This window comes from Amycolatopsis sp. CA-128772 (assembly GCF_002904295.1).
Lineage (GTDB): Bacteria > Actinomycetota > Actinomycetes > Mycobacteriales > Pseudonocardiaceae > Amycolatopsis.
This window is the reverse complement of sequence record NZ_PPHG01000074.1, coordinates 1-17,194: the sequence shown is the minus strand read 5'-3', so window position 1 is coordinate 17,194 and position 17,194 is coordinate 1. Positions and strand designations below refer to the sequence as shown.

Below are 17,194 nucleotides of genomic sequence, written 5' to 3'. Positions count from 1 at the left end.
CCCGCCGGCCCGTCGCCGGACTCCTGTACCGCGATTGCGCACCGGCCGAACCACGGCCCCCTCCCGCTTACCCCCCGTGCCCCCAGTGCTACCAAGGTAACAGGGCACGAGGGTGCCGATCGATCATCGGCCGGCGGTCCGCGGCTGCGGCTACCCGGAGAACGGGAAGTCCAGCACGCACTCCCCGACGCTCACCTCCGTCGGCCACTCCAGCTTCAGCGAGCGGTCGACGCGGTCGCCGGCGTCGACCGGGACGGCGTGCGCGGTCAGGCCCATCGCCTTCGCGGTGAGGTAGAGCACCTGCTGCAGGGCGCCCACGTGCACCAGCGTCGTCGCGTACGCCGCGCTGCCGAGGACCCAGGCGATCCGCGACATCCGCGCGGTCATCGTCAGCAGCACCGAGGGACGGCGGTGGCTGCCGGCGCCGATCATCGCCACGTCGAGCATGCCGTCCAGGACGCCCATGTCGTCGTTGATCAGCGTCAGCGTGTGCCACAGCGGGTCGTAGTGGTAGATCCCCCGCGCCAGGCCCGCGCAGCGGTTGATCCCGACGTAGATCTCCAGCTCGTACAGGCAGGCGACGCTGAAGTACGGCCGCTGGGACGCCTCGTGGCCGGGGCCGCCCGGCAGGTGGGCCGGCCCGATCGACCGCACCCGCGCCGCGCGGTAGAGCAGCTCGCCGACCTGCTCGGCGGACAACGCGCGCTCGGTCACCTCGGGGCACGTGTGGTCGCGTTCGAGCAGCGTGGTCAGGGCCGGGTCGGTCGCCTCGATCACCGCCCGGTCGGGCCGGTGCAGCGGGAAGGTCGGACCCGCGGTGAGCTGCTTGACCACCGGCGGTTCGGTCCCCACCCGGTGCGCCTCCGGGTCCGGCGGCCTGCTCTTCTGCCAGGTCCGGCTGCGGGCGTGGAACATCAGGTCGTCGGGCGACCAGACGGCCAGTTCGGCGTCGGTGTCCTCGGCGAACGCCGCCCAGTCGTCGGCCACCAGCACCACGCCCGCGGCCACCAGGAACGCCACGACGTCCGCCACCAGCAGCTCGGTCAGCCCGGTCGCCTCGGCCACCTGCGCGACGGTGACCGGGCCGGCCAGCGACGACGCCACGGTCACCGCGGGCGGGCGCAGCAGGGCGACCCGGTACCGGGCGCGGGGCGACTCGAGCAGCAGGCCGCCGTCCTCCGGGCGCATCGCCGAGAACCGCGACAGCTTGATCAGCCGTCCGGGTGGCACCGGATCGGTCGCGAAGACCGGCGACTGGGTCACCGGGATCGCCGAAAGCACCGGTCCGCGGCCGTCGTTGAGGGCCAGCGAGTGCACGACCGAGCCGGACAGCCGGTTGAGGACCTTCCGCAGCGCCGCCGCCCACGCTTCCGCGCCGCCGGCCACCGACGACGCGAGGTTGCGCATCGACACCGGGCCGAGCACCATCCGGCTCAGCGACTCGCGGACCGGCCCGGGTATCCCCGCCAGTTCGTACTCGCCCCACCAGGTGATCGCGACGACGGTGTCGTCGTCCCCCGCCTCCAGCAAGGTGTCTTCGGTGAGGGACCAGAGCCGGACGGTCTCCGGGATCCCTTCCGGGCGGTCAGCAGGCAAGGCCAACTCCTCAAGCGAACCTAACGAACACGGGCCCCCTGCGGGGACGCCCTCACAGGAACATCGGGAAGGGGTTGAGCCCCTCGTACGGCGTCGGCACGTCGAGCCGGCCCAGCCGGACCGGAACGTCGAAGAGCCGGCCGGGCGCGAACCGGGCCCAGAACGGGCGGAGCCCCGGCGCGAGCACCTTGACCACCGGGATCCCGACGTCGGGCCGGGTCTGGTCGAGCACCAGCAGGTCCAGCCCGGCGCGGCCGAACACCCGGCCCAGCGCCTCGACGTCGTCGCGGACGTCGGTCCGGTTGACGAACGGGAAGTCCGCGGCGGTCCGCATCCGCTGCCCGGCCGCGGGCCGCAGGTACGGCTGGTTCGCGACGGTGGCGTGCGCGAGCCAGCGGCGCGCGTCCGGGTCGTCGAGGCCCGCGCCGGCGGCCTGCACGATGGGCAGCATCTGGTTCAGCTCGGTCACCGCGCGGCGGACCGCGATCCGCGGGTCCAGGTGCGCGCCGAAGCCCAGCATGATGTCCTCGTGCGAGCTGTCGGTCCGCCGGGACAGCGCGACGGTCACCGGGATCCCCAGGTCCGAGGTGACGTCGAGGACCCACAGCTCGCGGTTGATCGCCGCGTAGTTCGCGGACATCTCCGCCAGCCACGGGTCGGCGAACGACGCGAGGTCGACGCCCGGCACCGGCGTGCGGTTGTACCACCACAGGGCGACGGCGTCGCGCTCGACGAGCTCCAGCGCCCCCTGCAGGATGGCGTCCTCCAGGCTGCTGCCCGCCGCGGCGCCGTTCGAGTCGGCGCGCACCCCGCGCGCCGACCCCTCCCGCGGGGTGCCGTAGTACAGGAACGACGTCGGCAGCAGGCGGCGGCGCCCGGACGTCGACCACACCGGCGTCCAGTCGATCCGGGCGGCGCGGTCGAACGGCTCGCCTACGCGCTGGAAGTCCGCGTGCTCGGCGTTCCAGGCGGTGCGCTCGGTGTACTGCCGGTCCGCGAAGAGCATGCAGTCGTTGGGGTGGACGGCCTGCTCGGCCAGCTCGTCGAAGGAGCCCCGGATCCGCAGCTCGTCACCCTGGAAGTTGCCGGAGAACCGTTCCGCGGCCTCGCAGAGCGCGCTGACCTCGGCGTCGAGCGGGCTGACGCCCTTGCCGCCGTTCTCGCAGCGCAGCCCGGCGGCGAGGGCCGCCATGCCGGTGACGCCCCGGGCGATGTTGGGCCCGGAGCGGTACGCGTTGGCGAACCACGGCGCGGCCGGGTCGCGCTGGATCTCCTTGACAATTCCGGTGATCGGGCTGACCAGGTGCCGGTGCCGGTCGAGCATCTGCGCCGGCGTCGCGGTGCGGTGCCCGCCGCCGCCGGTGGTCGCCTTCTTGGCCGGCTGCAGCACGACCGGCCGCGTCGAACGCCACGCCACCAGCCACGGGTCGCCGCAGCGCGGGCACTGCGGGCGGCGGCGCAGCTCGTGCAGCCGGCCCTGCAGGTCGAGCGTGTCGAGCGTCCACACGCACTGCTGGCCCTGGTAGCGGTACCCGGCCACCCACTTGGCCGCCTCCAGGGCGACCAGGTGCGCGGCGGCCGCGGTCAGCGGCGGCAGCGCGGCCATCGGCCGGCGCGCCGGGCCGTCGTGGCCGAGTTCCTCCTGCACGCACGCCTCGGCGTGCCGGTGGCCCCACAGCCGGTGGGTCAGGCAGTGCCAGCACGCGCCGCCCGGCTGCAGCACGGGCCCGATCCAGACGTGGGCGCCCCACGGCCGGGCCAGCAGCCACGGCCGCCCGGCCCGCCGGTGCTCCGCGTCGATCGTGGCCAGCCGCGGGTCGAGGTAGTCGGCGCACAGCACGACCGAAAGCTCGGCGGGGCCGCCGTCCGTGCGCACGCCGAGCCCGGCGCCGGCCAGGGCCCGCTCGACCGCGCCCGGGTCGACGCCGTCGGCGTCGTCGCCCACCGCGATCAGCTGCACGGTGCCCTGCCGTGCGGCCGCGAGGTCGGCGTCGACGCCACAGGCGTCCCAGTAGGCCAGCACGCCCTCGTCGCCGGGACGCGGTTCGGCGGGCCGGCTGCGCAACGTCACCAGGCCGGCGTCGACCAGCTGCGTCAGCAGCGCGGCGACCTCCTCGGGCGCCATCCCGCCGGGACGGCCGCGCAGCAGCCGTTCGAGGTCGTGGGTGCCGTCCAGCAGCGCCGCCAGCGACTCGATCTTGGCGCCGCGCATCGCGATGACGCCCTGTTCGGAAAAGAGGTAGGCCCCCTTGCCCTCCCGGACTTCGGCCCGCAGGTGCCGTCGGAAGGCGGGCGCCGGGGTGGCGGCCGGCGCGGGCGCGGGCTCGCCGTCGCCTGCCGGGATCCGCGCGTCCACCGCTGCGTTGCGCATGCGCTCTCCTGCCGGTCGTCGGGTGGGCGGGACGAGGAATCAGAATCCTGCTCCACCAGGTGACCGCACGGCCAGTGCCGCGAGCACGGCCGAAGACGTGCGTTTCCCATGTTTGAACATGAAAAACGCACAGCGCGGGAGTGCACGGCTCACTGGCCGTACGCGGCCGGGAACCGTCACCGTAGACAGCGACGCCCTTGGCGGCACGGCGCACCGTAACCGAAGTCGCGGCCCTGCGCGAATCGGACCGCTCCCGGGCCGGCACTCCGACACAAGTGAGGACCCGAGTATGCCTACCTCTGCTCGCACCTACGGACAGTTCTGCGGCCTCGCCCGGGCACTCGAGATCGTCGGGGAACGGTGGTCGCTGCTCGTCGTGCGTGACCTCATGCTCGGCCCGAAGCGGTTCAACGACCTGCAGCGCACCCTGCCGCGGATCCCGGTGAGCATCCTGACCTCGCGCCTGAACGAGCTCGAGGAGGCGGGCGTCCTGCGCCGCCGCGTCCTCTCGCAGCTGGACGCCGGCGTCGTCTACGAACTCACCGAGTACGGCGCCGAGCTGGACCAGATCGTGCTCGACCTCGGCCTGTGGGGCGCGCGCTCGCTGAGCTACCCGAAGCCGGACGACGCCTTCACCCTGGACACGGCGATCATCTCGCTGTACGCGACCTTCCAGGAGGAGGCCGCCGCGGGTGTCCACCTGAACTACGAGGTGCACCACCTCGGCGGCGAGATGATCGTGCACGCGATGGTCGACGACGGCGCGCTCAAGGCGTCCGCGGGGGCGCTGCCCGACGCCGACCTGGTGATCGAACCGCAGGGCCCGGCGCTGTTCGACCTGCTCACCGGCAGCCTGTCGGCCAAGGACGCCATCGACGGCGGCAAGGTCCGGCTGGAGGGCGACCCCGCCCACCTCGACGTGTTCACCCGGCTGTTCCACATCCCGCCGGCCCCCGAGCGCTCGACCGGTCTCGCGCTGCACTGACCCGCCCGTTCCGGACGTCCCACCCGCGGCCCCGGCGCAATCCGCCGGGTGCCGCAATTCCCGTTCCGGGATCAGCACTCTGGAGTAATCGGCGGCCGCCCGCGGCCCGATATCGTCGACACACCGAAATGCCGGATTCGCGAGACACTGGGGTGCACATGTCGACGTCCGCAGTCGCCCGGCCGGGCGGGTTCCTCGGCGAGCTCAACAGCCGCCACCACCACCGCGCGCTCGCCGTGTTCATGGTCATCGTCGTCGCGCACTGGGCCGAGCACATCGTCCAGGCCGTCCAGATCTACGGCTTCGGCTGGCCCACCTCGAAGGCGCGCGGCGTGCTCGGGATGCCGTTCCCGTGGCTGATTTCGCAGGAGTGGCTGCACTACGGCTACGCGCTGGTGATGCTGGTCTTCCTGTGGGTCCTGCGCCACGGCTTCGCGGGCCGGTCCCGGCAGTGGTGGAACCTCGCGCTGGGCATCCAGTTCTGGCACCACATCGAGCACCTGCTGCTGTTCATCCAGGCGCAGTCGGGCTGGCGGCTGGCCGGGCAGAAGGTGCCCACGAGCATCATCCAGCTGCTGGTGCCCCGCGTGGAGCTGCACCTGTTCTACAACACGATCGTCACCATCCCGATGATCGTCGCGGTCGTCCTGCACCGGCGCGCCTCGGCCGCCGAGCGCAAGGTGACCGGCTGCTCCTGCGGCACGCCCAGGCAGCCCGTGCTCGCCGCGTCGTGAAGCGGGCGCTGGCGCTGCTGGCGCTGCTCGCCGGCTGGCTGCTGTTCAGCGCCACGCCGGCGTCCGCCCACGTCGAGATCATCTCGTCGACCCCCGGGGACGGCGCCCGCCTGAGCGCGGCGCCGTCCCTCGTGTCGGTCACCCTGTCGGAGAACGTCGGGATCCAGCCGGGGTCGATCAAGGTCGTCGACCTCGGCGGCCGGCAGGTGGACACCGGGCCGGTGTTCCAGCCCGGCGAGGCCGCCGAGCAGGTCGCGGTGCGGCTGCAGGCCGGCCTGCCGGACGGCAGCTACCTGGTCGAATACGCCTTCGTCTCGGCCGATTCCCACCCGGTGCGCGGCACCGTCGCGTTCGTGGTCGGCACCGGCCCGCTGGTGACGTCGGCGGGCGCGGTGTCGGCGGCCACCGGCACCGACGCGGCCGTCGGCGCCCTGTCGACGACGGTGCGCTGGCTCGCCTACCTGGGCGTGGTGCTCCTGGGCGGCCTGGCGTTCGTGGTCCTGTGCCGCCCGGCGGCCCGCACCGACCCCCGCGCCCGGCGGCTCCTGAGCTGGGGCGCCGGGCTGGTCGCGGTGACCACGGTGGCGGCCTTCGTGCTGCAGGGCCCGTACGCGGCCGGCCGGAACCTCGAGGCGGTCTTCGACACGGGGCTGCTCGCGGACACCTGGCGCGTCGCGTACGGAAAGCTCCTGCTCCTGCGGCTGGCGGCGGTGGCCGCGCTGGCGGTGCTGGTGCCGGGCCTCCTGCGGCCGGCGCTCCCCGACCGGCTGCGGTCCCGCTACGAGAACCTGGCCATGGTGAGCGGCTTCGTGGTGCTGCTGACGTTCTCGGCCACCGGCCACCCGGTCACGGACCCGATCATGTTCGTCTCGGTGACGGCGGACCTGGTGCACTTCGGCGCGATCGCCCTCTGGGCGGGCGGGTTGACCCAGCTGGCCCTGGCCCTGTTCCGCCCGGCCGCGGACGAGGACCTCGCCCCGGTGGCGGCCCGGTTCTCCGGCCTCGCGGCGGGCTCGGTGGGAGCGATCGCCCTCAGCGGCGCGGTGCTGGCCCTGCGCATCATGCCGTCGTTGCGCACGCTCTGGACCACCGGGTTCGGCCTGCTGGTACTGCTGAAGATCGCCGGCTTCGCGGTGCTGCTGGCGGTGGCGAGCCGGTCGCGCCGGGCGGTGCACCGGAGTTTGACGGGCACCGCGGAGAAGGGCGCAACGAAGACGGTCGCGGCAAGCTTGCACCGCTTGCGGCTGGCGGTGGCGGTCGAGGTGGTGCTCAGCGTGGGGGTGTTGGCGCTGGCGGCCTTGCTGACAGTGACCCCACCGGGCGGCTGAGGCCGCGCCGCAGCTGCGGGCGGTTGCCTCGCCCCGAGCAGGTGCGGGCGGTCGCCTCGCCCCGAGCAGGTGCGGCGGTGCCGGCGCTGCACACCGCCCCACCCGACGGCCGAGGCCGCTCACCCGCCCCGCAGCCGTGGGCGGTCGCCTCGCCTCCGAGCAGCCGCGGCAAGGGTAGCGGTGCCGGCGCTGCACACCGCCCCACCCGACGGCCGAGGCCGCTCACCCGCCCCGCTGCCGCGGGCGGTCGCCCCACCACCGAGCAGCCGCGGCAAGGATGGCGCTCCCCACCGCTCTGCTGAGGCCGGCCCCCACTCCGGCCGGCCGGCGTCGGGGTTCCGGCGCTGCTCACCACCCCCGCGGCTGGGGAGCGGTCGCCCCGCCCGATCAGCCACGGCCGGCGTGGCGGTGTCAGCCGCCAGTCAGCCGTCAGCCAGCCGGGAGGCCCTCAAGCGCCCGGCCGTGCCGGCGGTGCGAACGGCCCCCACGTGAACGCCGGCAGCCACGGCCCCGGCGCCTCACTCCACTCCAGCTCCGCCAGCTGCCCGAGCGACCGGCGGCCGGCCAGCGCGCGGTACAGGTCGTACGCCGGCGCCGTCAGCGATGCCGTGGGCCGGCCCGGGCCCGCCGTCCACACCGAACCGCCGGTCGTGCGCAGGTGCAGGGGTCGCAGCCCGTGGCCGGTGACCGAACCCGAGAAGCCGCGGACCAGCAGGTCGAAGCTCGGCGCCCAGGCCGCGTGCTCCACCGGCGGCGGCACGCCCAGTGCCGCGCGCAGGTCCAGCTCGTGGGTGTAGGCGTCCATCACCATGATCTCGCCGCTGGTCCCGCCCGCGGCCGCGAGCCGGCGGTCGACCTCCGCGCCGACCTCGTCCCAGCGGTCGAGCAGCGCCGGCACCGACGGCGGCTCGTCCGGTGCCGGGGGCGGGGTGCCGCCGTGGCGGGCGAGCACGCGTTCGGCGATGGCGGTGAGGTGGCCGAGCAGGTCGGTGACCGTCCATTCAGGACACGCCGGGACCGGGCGGTGGTGGTCGCCGGGCCGCCCCTCGAGCAGGGCGCGGATGCCGCGCCGCACCGCCGGGTAGCCCACGAAGTCCGGTGCCGGGACCGGCCGAGTCGCTGTCACGCGTTCCACCTCACCCTGGCACGATCGGTGCTCGAGGCCCAGTATGCCCTGGTGGCGGCCCCGCCGGTTCTCCTCGCGTGCCGCCACCGAACCCGCTTGGAGGTCCGTTGCCCACCCTGTGGTCCACGTCGGCGCAGTGGGAGCTGCTGCCGCCGGTCCTGCTGGCGCTCGTGCTGAGCGTCGCCATCGGGCTCGAGCGCGAGGCCGGCATGAAGGCCGCCGGGCTGCGCACGCACAGCCTGGTCGGCGTCGGCTCGGCCGTGTTCATGCTCGTGTCGAAGTACGGCTTCGCCGACCTGCTCGGCCTCGACCAAGTCTCGCTCGACCCGTCGCGGATCGCCGCGCAGATCGTGTCCGGCATCGGCTTCGTCGGCGGCGGCCTGATCTTCGTCCGCCGCGACGCGGTGCGCGGGCTGACCACGGCGGCGACCATCTGGCTCACCGCCGCCGTCGGCACGGCGTGCGGTGCCGGGCTGCCGGTGCTCGCCGCCGGCACGACCATCGCCCATTTCGTGGTGACGCGCGGGCTGCCGCCGCTGCAGCGGTTCGTCGCGCGCCACCGGCGTGAACCGCCGGTGATCCGGTTGAGCTATCTCGACGGCCGCGGCGTGCTGCGCGCGGCGCTCGCCGCGTGCACCGGACGCGGCTGGTCCGTGCACCGCGTCGACGTCGACCACGAGTCGGTTTCCGAGGAGGGGCACCGGATTGCGGTCGTCACGCTGCGCCTGGACGGGCGCGGTGATCTTTACGACCTCGCCGGGGAACTGGCCGAACTGCCCGGCGTGCGGAGCACGTCCACCGGCCGCGGGGAACCGTTCGACGAATGATCGCCCGCCCGGGGAGCGCTCGGCGGGGAGTTTGCGGCACACTGGGGTACACACGAAATTCCCCGATGCCGCAACGGAAACGCGCGGCCGGGGAGAAACCATCCAATTCGGAGGTGAGACATGGCCCCCGGCGGTGGCGAGGACGTGGCGCTCGCGTTGCCCGGATTCGACCTGGCGTGGCGCGGTTTTCAGCGCGCACAGGTCACCGAATACGTCGAGTGGGCCGAGGCCGAGATCCGCAGGCTCACCGCCGAACGCGACGCGGCGCGGCGACGCGGGGCCGAGCTCGCCGAGGAGAACCGTGAGCTCCGCGTGAAGATCGACCGGATCAGCATGACGCCGATCCCGGCGGACGCGCTGCAGGAGCGCGCTCGCCGGATGATCGAGCTGACCCGCGAGGAAGCGGCGGAAATCACCGCGCAGGCAAGGGAAACGGCGGCGGGGATCCGCCGCGAGGCCGAGGCGGAGGCCGTCCGGCTCACCGAGAAGGAACGCCGGCTGGTCGCGGACGCCGAGGCCGAGCGCGAGCGGCAGCGCGCCGAGCACGAGGAGTTCGTCCGCGCGGCCGAGCTGCGCCGTCGCGAGCTCGACGAGGCCGCGGCGCATCGCCGCGCCCAGCTGGAAGAGGACCACACGCGCGCCATGACGGTCCGGCGCACCGACGCGGCGCGCGAGCTGGCCGAGCAGGAAGCGGCCGCCCGCGCGAAGGCGGATCAGCTGGTCACGACGGCCAAAGGCGAGCTGGCCGCGGCCCGCGAGAAGGCGGCGCAGGTGGTCACCGACGCGACCCGCCACGGCGAATCGCTGGTCGAGGCGGCCCGACGCGAGGTCACGGCGTTGTCCGAGGTCCGCGACAAGCTCCATGCGAGCCTCACGGGCTGCCGGTCCCTGCTGGCCGACGCGGCGGTCGCCCTCGACGACCGCCCGGGACCGTTCGACCCGGAGGCGACGTTGCCGATGTCGAAGAGAGTCCCGGTCCAGCGCCGTTCACCGGCGACCGACCTGGCGGTCGGTTGACGAACGCCGCCGCTTCGGTCCGGCGCGGGCCGGCGGTGGCCGCGGCGGTGGTGACGCTGGCGGCGTCGACGACCCTGGCCAACCGAGTCCTGCCGGGGTGGGCGTACCCGCTGTGCGGCCTGGTGGCGGCGGCGGTGCTGGTGGCGCTGGCCCGCGCGGCCGGGTGTTCGTGGCTTGACCTGGGCTTGCACACGGTCCGCCGTCCCGCGCTGGTCGGCTTGGCCGGAGCGGGGCTGGTGGCGGTGGTGTTCGGCATCGCGCTGGCGGTCCCGGCGCTGCGCACGGTGTATCAGGACGGCCGCGTCGGCGACCCGGACTTCGCCCAGCTGCTGTGGCTGACGTGCGGCCGCATCCTGTTCGGCACGGTGCTGATCGAGGAGGTGGCGTTCCGCGGAGTGCTCCCGGCCCTGTTCGGCGCGGCCGACGAACGGTGGCGCTGGCGCCCGATCCTCGCGGCGGCGGCGCTGTTCGGCCTGTGGCACGCGCTCCCGGCCCTGGCGATCGGCCGCAACGCGGCGGTCCACGAGGTGTTCGGTTCGACGCCGGCGGTGGTGCTGCAGGTCCTGGCCATGGCGGCAGCAGGCGCGGCCGGGATCTTCCTGCACTGGTGGCGGCACACGGGCCGCGGCGTGCTGGCGTCGGTGATCGTGCACTTCACGACCAACGCGGGCGGCCTGGCCCTCGCGGTATTGGTGCGCTGAGCGGCGCTCGGCTCACGAACGAACCAGCAGCGCTCCTGCCCCGAAGAACGAACCAGCAGCGCTCCTGCCCCGAAGAACGAACCAGTAGCGCTCCCGCCCCGAAGAACGAACCAGCAGCGCTGCCGCCTACGAGCGAACCAGCCGCGCGATGGCGTCCGACGCTTCCCGCACCTTCAGGTCCGCTTCCTCGCCGCCCGCAGCGGCCGCCTGGACCACGCAGGTGGCCAGGTGCTCGTCCAGCAGCTCCAGGGAGAACGACTGCAGCGCCTTCGTGGCCGCCGAGACCTGGGTCAGGATGTCGATGCAGTACTTGTCCTGCTCGACCATGCGCTGCAACCCGCGGATCTGCCCCTCGATCCGGCGCAGCCGCTTGAGATAGGCGTCCCGCTCGCTGCCGTAACCCGTCATCGCCCACCTGTCCCCGTCGTCGGCTTCCCGCCACCGACTATACCCTCCCGGGGTGTCAGCGGAAGCGGCGCAGGCGGAGGCTGTTGCTGACCACGAACGCCGACGAGCACGCCATCGCCGCGCCCGCGATCATCGGGTCGAGCAGGCCCAGTGCGGCCAGCGGCAGCGCCGCCACGTTGTAGGCGAACGCCCAGAACAGGTTGGCCTTGATCGTCGACAGCGTCCGCCGGGCCAGCCGGATCGCGTCGGCCGCCACGCGCAGGTCGCCGCGCACCAGGGTCAGGTCGCTCGCCTCGATCGCCGCGTCCGTGCCGGTGCCCATGGCCAGGCCCAGGTCGGCCTGGGCGAGCGCGGCCGCGTCGTTGACGCCGTCGCCGACCATCGCCACCACGCGGCCCTCGGCCTGCAGCCGCTTGACGACCGCGACCTTCTCCTCCGGCAGCACCTCGGCGACGACCTCGTCGATCCCCGCCTCGGCCGCGATCGCCCGCGCCGCGCCGGCGTTGTCGCCAGTCAGCAGCACCGGCGTCAGGCCGAGTTCGCGCAGCTCGGCGACGGCCTGCGCGGACGTCGGCTTGATCGTGTCGGCGACGACCAGCCGGCCGCGGACCTCGCCGTCCCAGGTCACGCCGACCGTCGTCGCGGCGTCGCCCTCGGCGCGCCCGACGCTGACCGTGCGGCCTTCGACCACGCCGGTCACGCCGACGCCCGGCGTGCTGCGGAAGTCCGTGACCGCGGGAAGCACGCCGAACCGCTGCTTCGCCGCCTCCGCGATGGCGCGGCCGATGGGGTGTTCGGAGGCGGCCTCGACGGCGCCCGCCAGCCGCAGCGCCTCGCCGTCGCCCTCGACCAGGGTCATCCGGCCGGTGGTGACGGTGCCGGTCTTGTCCAGGACGACGGTGTCGGCGCGGCGGGTGGATTCGAGCACCTCGGGGCCCTTGATCAGGATGCCCAGCTGGGCGCCCCGGCCGGTGCCGACGAGCAGCGCCGTCGGCGTCGCGAGGCCGAGCGCGCACGGGCAGGCGATGATCAGCACCGCGACCGCGGCGGTGAACGCCTGGTCCGGGGCCCCGCCGGTGGCGAGCCAGACCACCAGCGTGGCCAGCGCCGCGAGGACGACCAGCGGGACGAACACCGCCGAGACGCGGTCGGCGAGCCGCTGGGCCCCGGCCTTGCCGTTCTGGGCGGCCTCGACGAGCCGCGCCATCTGCGCCAGGCGCGTGTCGTCGCCGACGCGGGTGGCCCGCACGAACAGGCGCCCGCCGACGTTGACGGTGGCGCCGGTGACCGCGTCGCCCGGCCCGACCTCGACCGGGACGGATTCCCCGGTGAGCATGCTGGTGTCGACCGCGGAGCCGCCTTCGGTGACCACGCCGTCGGTGGCGATCTTCTCGCCGGGCCGGACGAGGAAGAAGTCTCCTTCGTGGAGGCCGGCCACCGGGACCAGGTGCTCCTCGCCGTCGCGCAGGACGGTGACGTCCTTCGCACCGAGGTCCATGAGCGCGCGCAGGGCGGCGCCGGCGCGGCGCTTCGCCCGCGTCTCGAAGTAGCGGCCGGCCAGGATGAACGTGGCGACGGCGGCGGCGACCTCGAAGTACAGGTGGTGGTGGCCGCCGCCGGCGAGGAGGGCGTACAGCGACCAGGCCACGGAAGCGACGACACCGAGGGAGATCAGCGTGTCCATCGTGGCGGTCGCGTGCCGCAGGTTGACCGCGGCGGCACGGTGGAACGGCCAGGCGCCCCAGGTCACGACCGGGGCGGCGAGGACGAGCGCGGCCCAGGCCCAGCCCGGGAACTGCCAAGCCGGGACCATCGCGAGCGCGACCAGCGGCACGGTGAGCACCGCGGAGGTGAGCAAACGTTTGCGCAGGGTCGCCGGTTCGTCCGGCGTCTCCGGCTCGGGGAGCCGCGCGGAGTAGCCGGCGGCTTCGACGACGGCCGTGAGGTCGCTCACCGAAAGCCGGCTCGGGTAGCTGACCTGGGCTTTTTCGGTGGCGTAGTTGACCGTCGCGGTGACGCCGTCGACCTTGTTGAGCTTCCGCTCGACGCGGGCGGCGCAGGACGCGCACGTCATCCCGCCGATGGCGAGCTCGACGCGGGTCGCGGTGGTCACGTCGGCGGGGCTCACGCGACCAGGCGGTAGCCGGCCTCGGTCACGGCGGCGGCCACCGCGTCGGTGGTGAGCGGGGTGTCGCTGGTCACGGTCACGCGCCCGCTCTCGACGTCGACGTCCACGTTCCGGACGCCGTCGAGTTCGGAGACCTCCTCGCGGACCGACGTGGCACAGTGCCCGCAGGTCATGCCCTCGACGGTGTAGGTCGTTTCGGCCATTTCCCGCTCCTTTCGTCTCCTTCCTTTATACCCATCGGGGGTAGGGGTTCTCCATCGGGGCCCGCCAGACTCGCGGCATGCGGAAGATCTACGCGATCGGCATCGGCGCCGGCGACCCCGAGCACCTGACGGTCCAGGCCATCGACCGCCTCAACCGCGTCGACGTGTTCTTCGTCCTCGACAAGGGCGCGGAGAAGGCCGACCTGGTGCGGCTGCGGCAGGAGATCCTGGACCGGTTCGTGACGCGCGAGTACCGCGTGGTCCGGGCGGAGGACCCACCCCGTGACCGCACCCCGGCGGATTACCGCGCGGCGGTGGCGGACTGGCACGCGGCGCGCGCGGCGGTGTACGAATCGCTGATCCTGTCGTCGCTGGGGCCGGGCGAGGTGGGCGCGTTCCTGGTGTGGGGTGACCCGTCGCTGTACGACAGCACGATCGCGTTGATCGAGGCGGTGCTGGTGCGGGGGAACGTGGCGTTCGAGTACGAGGTGGTGCCGGGGATCAGCAGCATTTCGGCGTTGGCGGCCCGGCACCGGACGACGATGAACCAGATCGGCCGGGCGGTCCAGCTGACCACGGGCCGCCGGCTCGCTTCGGGCTGGCCGGACGGGGCCGACGACGTGTTCGTGTTGCTGGACGCCCACACGACGTTCGACCGCTACGTCGACGAGGGGCTGCACATCTTCTGGGGCGCCTACCTCGGCACGCCGCACGAGATCCTGCGTTCGGGCCCGCTGACGCCGGCGCTGGCCGAGGACATCCGGCGCGTCCGGGCGGAGGCGCGGGAACGGCACGGGTGGATCATGGACACGTGCCTGCTGCGCCGGCCGGCCGGGGAATAGGAAAAGGCCCCGGGAGAACCTTGCGGGGTTCTCGACCGGGGCCTTTCCATCATGTTGAGTTCGGCGGTGTCCTACTCTCCCACAACCCTTCGGTTGCAGTACCATCGGCGCTGTCAGGCTTAGCTTCCGGGTTCGGAATGGGACCGGGCGTTTCCCTGACGCTAAAACCACCGAAACACTCCGAAACAACACACACCGTTCACCGGCGTGGTGTTTCAGAACCGTAGAGTGGATGCGCAACATCTTCGTAGACAAGTCCTCGGCCTATTAGTACCAGTCAACTCGACAACACATTACTGTGCTTCCATTTCTGGCCTATCAACCCAATGGTCTGTTGGGGGCCTTAACCCACAAAGGGTGGGATACCTCATCTTGGAACAGGCTTCCCGCTTAGATGCCTTCAGCGGTTATCCCTTCCGAACGTGGCCAACCAGCCATGCCCTTGGCAGAACAACTGGCACACCAGAGGTTCGTCCGTCCCGGTCCTCTCGTACTAGGGACAGCCTTCCTCAAGTATCCTACGCGCGCGGCGGATAGGGACCGAACTGTCTCACGACGTTCTAAACCCAGCTCGCGTGCCGCTTTAATGGGCGAACAGCCCAACCCTTGGGACCTACTCCGGCCCCAGGATGCGACGAGCCGACATCGAGGTGCCAAACCATGCCGTCGATATGGACTCTTGGGCAAGATCAGCCTGTTATCCCCGGGGTACCTTTTATCCGTTGAGCGACACCCCTTCCACCAGGAGGTGCCGGATCACTAGTCCCGACTTTCGTCCCTGCTCGACATGTCTGTCTCACAGTCAAGCTCCCTTGTGCACTTGCACTCAACACCTGATTGCCAACCAGGCTGAGGGAACCTTTGGGCGCCTCCGTTACTCTTTAGGAGGCAACCGCCCCAGTTAAACTACCCATCAGGCACTGTCCCTGAACCAGATCATGGCCCGAGGTTCAGATTCCCAATTCGACCAGAGTGGTATTTCAACAACGACTCCACAGCCACTAGCGTGACCACTTCACAGTCTCCCACCTATCCTACACAAGCCGAACCGAAAACCAATACCAAACTATAGTAAAGGTCCCGGGGTCTTTCCGTCCTGCCGCGCGTAACGAGCATCTTTACTCGTAGTGCAATTTCGCCGGGCCTGTGGTTGAGACAGCCGGAAAGTCGTTACGCCATTCGTGCAGGTCGGAACTTACCCGACAAGGAATTTCGCTACCTTAGGATGGTTATAGTTACCACCGCCGTTTACTGGCGCTTAAATTCTCAGCTTCGCCATTGCTGGCTAACCGGTCCTCTTAACGTTCCAGCACCGGGCAGGCGTCAGTCCATATACATCGTCTTGCGACTTCGCATGGACCTGTGTTTTTAGTAAACAGTCGCTTTCCGCTGGTCTCTGCGGCCACCCACCCCTAGCCCGCGAAGGGCTTCAGGATGTTTGGCCCCCCTTCTCCCGAAGTTACGGGGGCATTTTGCCGAGTTCCTTAACCACAGTTCACCCGATCGCCTTGGTATTCTCTACCTGACCACCTGTGTTGGTTTGGGGTACGGGCCGTGCATGCACTCACTAGAGGCTTTTCTCGGCAGCATAGGATCACTCTACTTCGCCTCAAACGGCTACGCATCACGTCTCAGCCTTCACGAGTGACGGATTTGCCTACCACTCGGCCTACACGCTTACACCAGGACAACCATCGCCTGGCGGAGCTACCTTCCTGCGTCACCCCATCGCTTGACTACTACGAAATCAGGTCCCACGCTCCACACACCACCATCCACCCGAAGGCTTCAAGCGATGGCTTTGGGTGGTTAGTATCAAACGCCTCGTCATGGGCGCACATGCTCGGGTACGGGAATATCAACCCGTTGTCCATCGACTACGCCTGTCGGCCTCGCCTTAGGTCCCGACTTACCCTGGGCGGATTAGCCTGGCCCAGGAACCCTTGGTCATCCGGCGGCAGAGTTTCTCACTCTGCATTCGCTACTCATGCCTGCATTCTCACTCCCACACCCTCCACCGCTAGCTTCCGCCACGGCTTCCCTGGGTGCAGGACGCTCCCCTACCCATCAACACGACTACACACAAACCTCAAGGGCTCGCATGGATCACATGTGTCAATGACACAGCTTCGGCGGTGTGCTTAAGCCCCGCTACATTGTCGGCGCAGGACCACTTGACCAGTGAGCTATTACGCACTCTTTCAAGGGTGGCTGCTTCTAAGCCAACCTCCTGGTTGTCTGGGCAATCCCACATCCTTTCCCACTGAGCACACACTTAGGGGCCTTAGCTGGTGTTCTGGGCTGTTTCCCTCTCGACGACGAAGCTTATCCCCCGCCGTCTCACTGCCGTACTCTAACACCACGGTATTCGGAGTTTGGTTGATTTCGGTAACCCGGTAAGGCCCCTAGACCATCCAGTAGCTCTACCCCCGTGGAGAAACATACGACGCTGCACCTAAATGCATTTCGGGGAGAACCAGCTATCACGGAGTTTGATTGGCCTTTCACCCCTACCCACAGCTCATCCCCTCAGTTTTCAACCTAAGTGGGTTCGGGCCTCCACGACGTCTTACCGTCGCTTCACCCTGGCCATGGGTAGATCACTCCGCTTCGGGTCTAGACCACGCGACTATAGGCGCCCTATTCAGACTCGCTTTCGCTACGGCTACCCCACACGGGTTAACCTCGCCACGCAGCACTAACTCGCAGGCTCATTCTTCAAAAGGCACGCCATCACCCAACAAGTAGGCTCTGACGGCTTGTAGGCACACGGTTTCAGGTACTCTTTCACTCCCCTCCCGGGGTACTTTTCATCTTTCCCTCACGGTACTCGTCCGCTATCGGTCTTCAGGAAGTATTTAGGCTTACCGGGTGGTCCCGGCAGATTCACAGCAAATTCCACGAGCTCGCTGCTACTCGGGAACACCA

At 70.8% G+C, this 17,194-nt stretch carries 13 protein-coding genes and 2 rRNA genes; 7 read left to right on the top strand and 8 right to left on the bottom strand.

Annotation, left to right across the window (positions count from 1 at the left end; genetic code table 11):
• Nucleotides 1-150: 150 nt before the first annotated feature.
• Together C2L59_RS28210 and C2L59_RS28205 are read right to left on the bottom strand one after the other, a co-directional pair.
• The gene (locus C2L59_RS28210; RefSeq protein WP_103352556.1) at nt 151-1,596 is read right to left on the bottom strand and encodes a SagB/ThcOx family dehydrogenase; all 1,446 of its coding nucleotides are present in this window, start codon (nt 1,594-1,596) and stop codon (nt 151-153) included.
• 52 nt (nt 1,597-1,648) lie between these two features.
• On the bottom strand, nt 1,649-3,967 hold the full coding sequence (locus C2L59_RS28205; protein WP_103352555.1) for a TOMM precursor leader peptide-binding protein: 2,319 nt from the start codon (nt 3,965-3,967) through the stop codon (nt 1,649-1,651).
• A gap of 289 nt (nt 3,968-4,256) precedes the next feature.
• Between C2L59_RS28205 and C2L59_RS28200 the strand changes: the two genes are divergently transcribed.
• The 3 genes from C2L59_RS28200 (at nt 4,257) to C2L59_RS28190 (ending at nt 7,014) form a co-directional block, all read left to right on the top strand.
• Nucleotides 4,257-4,952, top strand: coding sequence for a winged helix-turn-helix transcriptional regulator (locus C2L59_RS28200; RefSeq protein ID WP_103352554.1), 696 nt, complete (start codon nt 4,257-4,259; stop codon nt 4,950-4,952).
• A 158-nt stretch (nt 4,953-5,110) separates the two neighbouring features.
• A complete protein-coding gene (locus C2L59_RS28195; protein ID WP_103352553.1) occupies nt 5,111-5,686 on the top strand; it encodes a hypothetical protein in 576 nt (191 codons plus the stop codon).
• Entirely contained in the window at nt 5,683-7,014 is a 1,332-nt protein-coding gene (locus C2L59_RS28190; RefSeq protein WP_103352552.1) for a copper resistance CopC/CopD family protein, read from the top strand. The genes C2L59_RS28195 and C2L59_RS28190 overlap by 4 nt, the downstream gene beginning before the upstream one ends.
• A 448-nt stretch (nt 7,015-7,462) precedes the next feature.
• On the opposite strand, the gene C2L59_RS28185 is transcribed toward C2L59_RS28190, so the two are convergent.
• Entirely contained in the window at nt 7,463-8,140 is a 678-nt protein-coding gene (locus tag C2L59_RS28185; protein WP_103352551.1) for a maleylpyruvate isomerase family mycothiol-dependent enzyme, read from the bottom strand.
• Nucleotides 8,141-8,247: 107 nt separating this feature from the next.
• Here C2L59_RS28185 and C2L59_RS28180 point away from each other — a divergent pair, with 107 nt between their 5' ends.
• The 3 genes from C2L59_RS28180 to C2L59_RS28170 all read left to right on the top strand — a co-directional run bounded on the left by C2L59_RS28180 (nt 8,248) and on the right by C2L59_RS28170 (nt 10,685).
• Nucleotides 8,248-8,967: an MgtC/SapB family protein gene (locus tag C2L59_RS28180; RefSeq protein WP_103352550.1), complete on the top strand. Its 720-nt coding sequence runs from the start codon at nt 8,248-8,250 to the stop codon at nt 8,965-8,967.
• Between the two features lie 120 nt (nt 8,968-9,087).
• On the top strand, nt 9,088-9,984 hold the full coding sequence (locus tag C2L59_RS28175) for a M protein (protein ID WP_103352549.1): 897 nt from the start codon (nt 9,088-9,090) through the stop codon (nt 9,982-9,984).
• A complete protein-coding gene (locus tag C2L59_RS28170; protein WP_103352548.1) occupies nt 9,981-10,685 on the top strand; it encodes a type II CAAX prenyl endopeptidase Rce1 family protein in 705 nt (234 codons plus the stop codon). Before C2L59_RS28175 ends, C2L59_RS28170 begins: the two co-directional genes overlap by 4 nt.
• Nucleotides 10,686-10,811: 126 nt before the next feature.
• Here the strand turns inward: C2L59_RS28170 and C2L59_RS28165 are convergent, their stop codons facing one another.
• From C2L59_RS28165 to C2L59_RS28155, 3 genes are read right to left on the bottom strand one after another with little or no spacing between them, the layout of a single operon-like run.
• Nucleotides 10,812-11,093 carry a metal-sensitive transcriptional regulator gene (locus C2L59_RS28165; protein WP_043785431.1) on the bottom strand — a complete coding sequence of 94 codons (282 nt, stop codon included), beginning with the start codon at nt 11,091-11,093 and terminating at the stop codon, nt 10,812-10,814.
• Between the two features lie 55 nt (nt 11,094-11,148).
• Nucleotides 11,149-13,221 (bottom strand): cation-translocating P-type ATPase, encoded by a 2,073-nt coding sequence (locus C2L59_RS28160; RefSeq protein WP_103352547.1) that lies wholly within the window; start codon nt 13,219-13,221, stop codon nt 11,149-11,151.
• Nucleotides 13,218-13,424 (bottom strand): heavy-metal-associated domain-containing protein, encoded by a 207-nt coding sequence (locus C2L59_RS28155; protein WP_103352546.1) that lies wholly within the window; start codon nt 13,422-13,424, stop codon nt 13,218-13,220. The genes C2L59_RS28160 and C2L59_RS28155 overlap by 4 nt, the downstream gene beginning before the upstream one ends.
• Before the next feature lie 77 nt (nt 13,425-13,501).
• On the opposite strand from C2L59_RS28155, the gene cobF reads away from it, so the two are divergent.
• Nucleotides 13,502-14,266: a precorrin-6A synthase (deacetylating) gene (cobF, locus tag C2L59_RS28150; RefSeq protein ID WP_103352545.1), complete on the top strand. Its 765-nt coding sequence runs from the start codon at nt 13,502-13,504 to the stop codon at nt 14,264-14,266.
• Between the two features lie 58 nt (nt 14,267-14,324).
• Here cobF and rrf read toward each other — a convergent pair.
• Nucleotides 14,325-14,441, bottom strand: a 5S ribosomal RNA gene (gene rrf / locus C2L59_RS28145).
• Between the two features lie 72 nt (nt 14,442-14,513).
• A 23S ribosomal RNA gene (locus tag C2L59_RS28140) occupies nt 14,514-17,194 on the bottom strand; the annotation flags it as partial.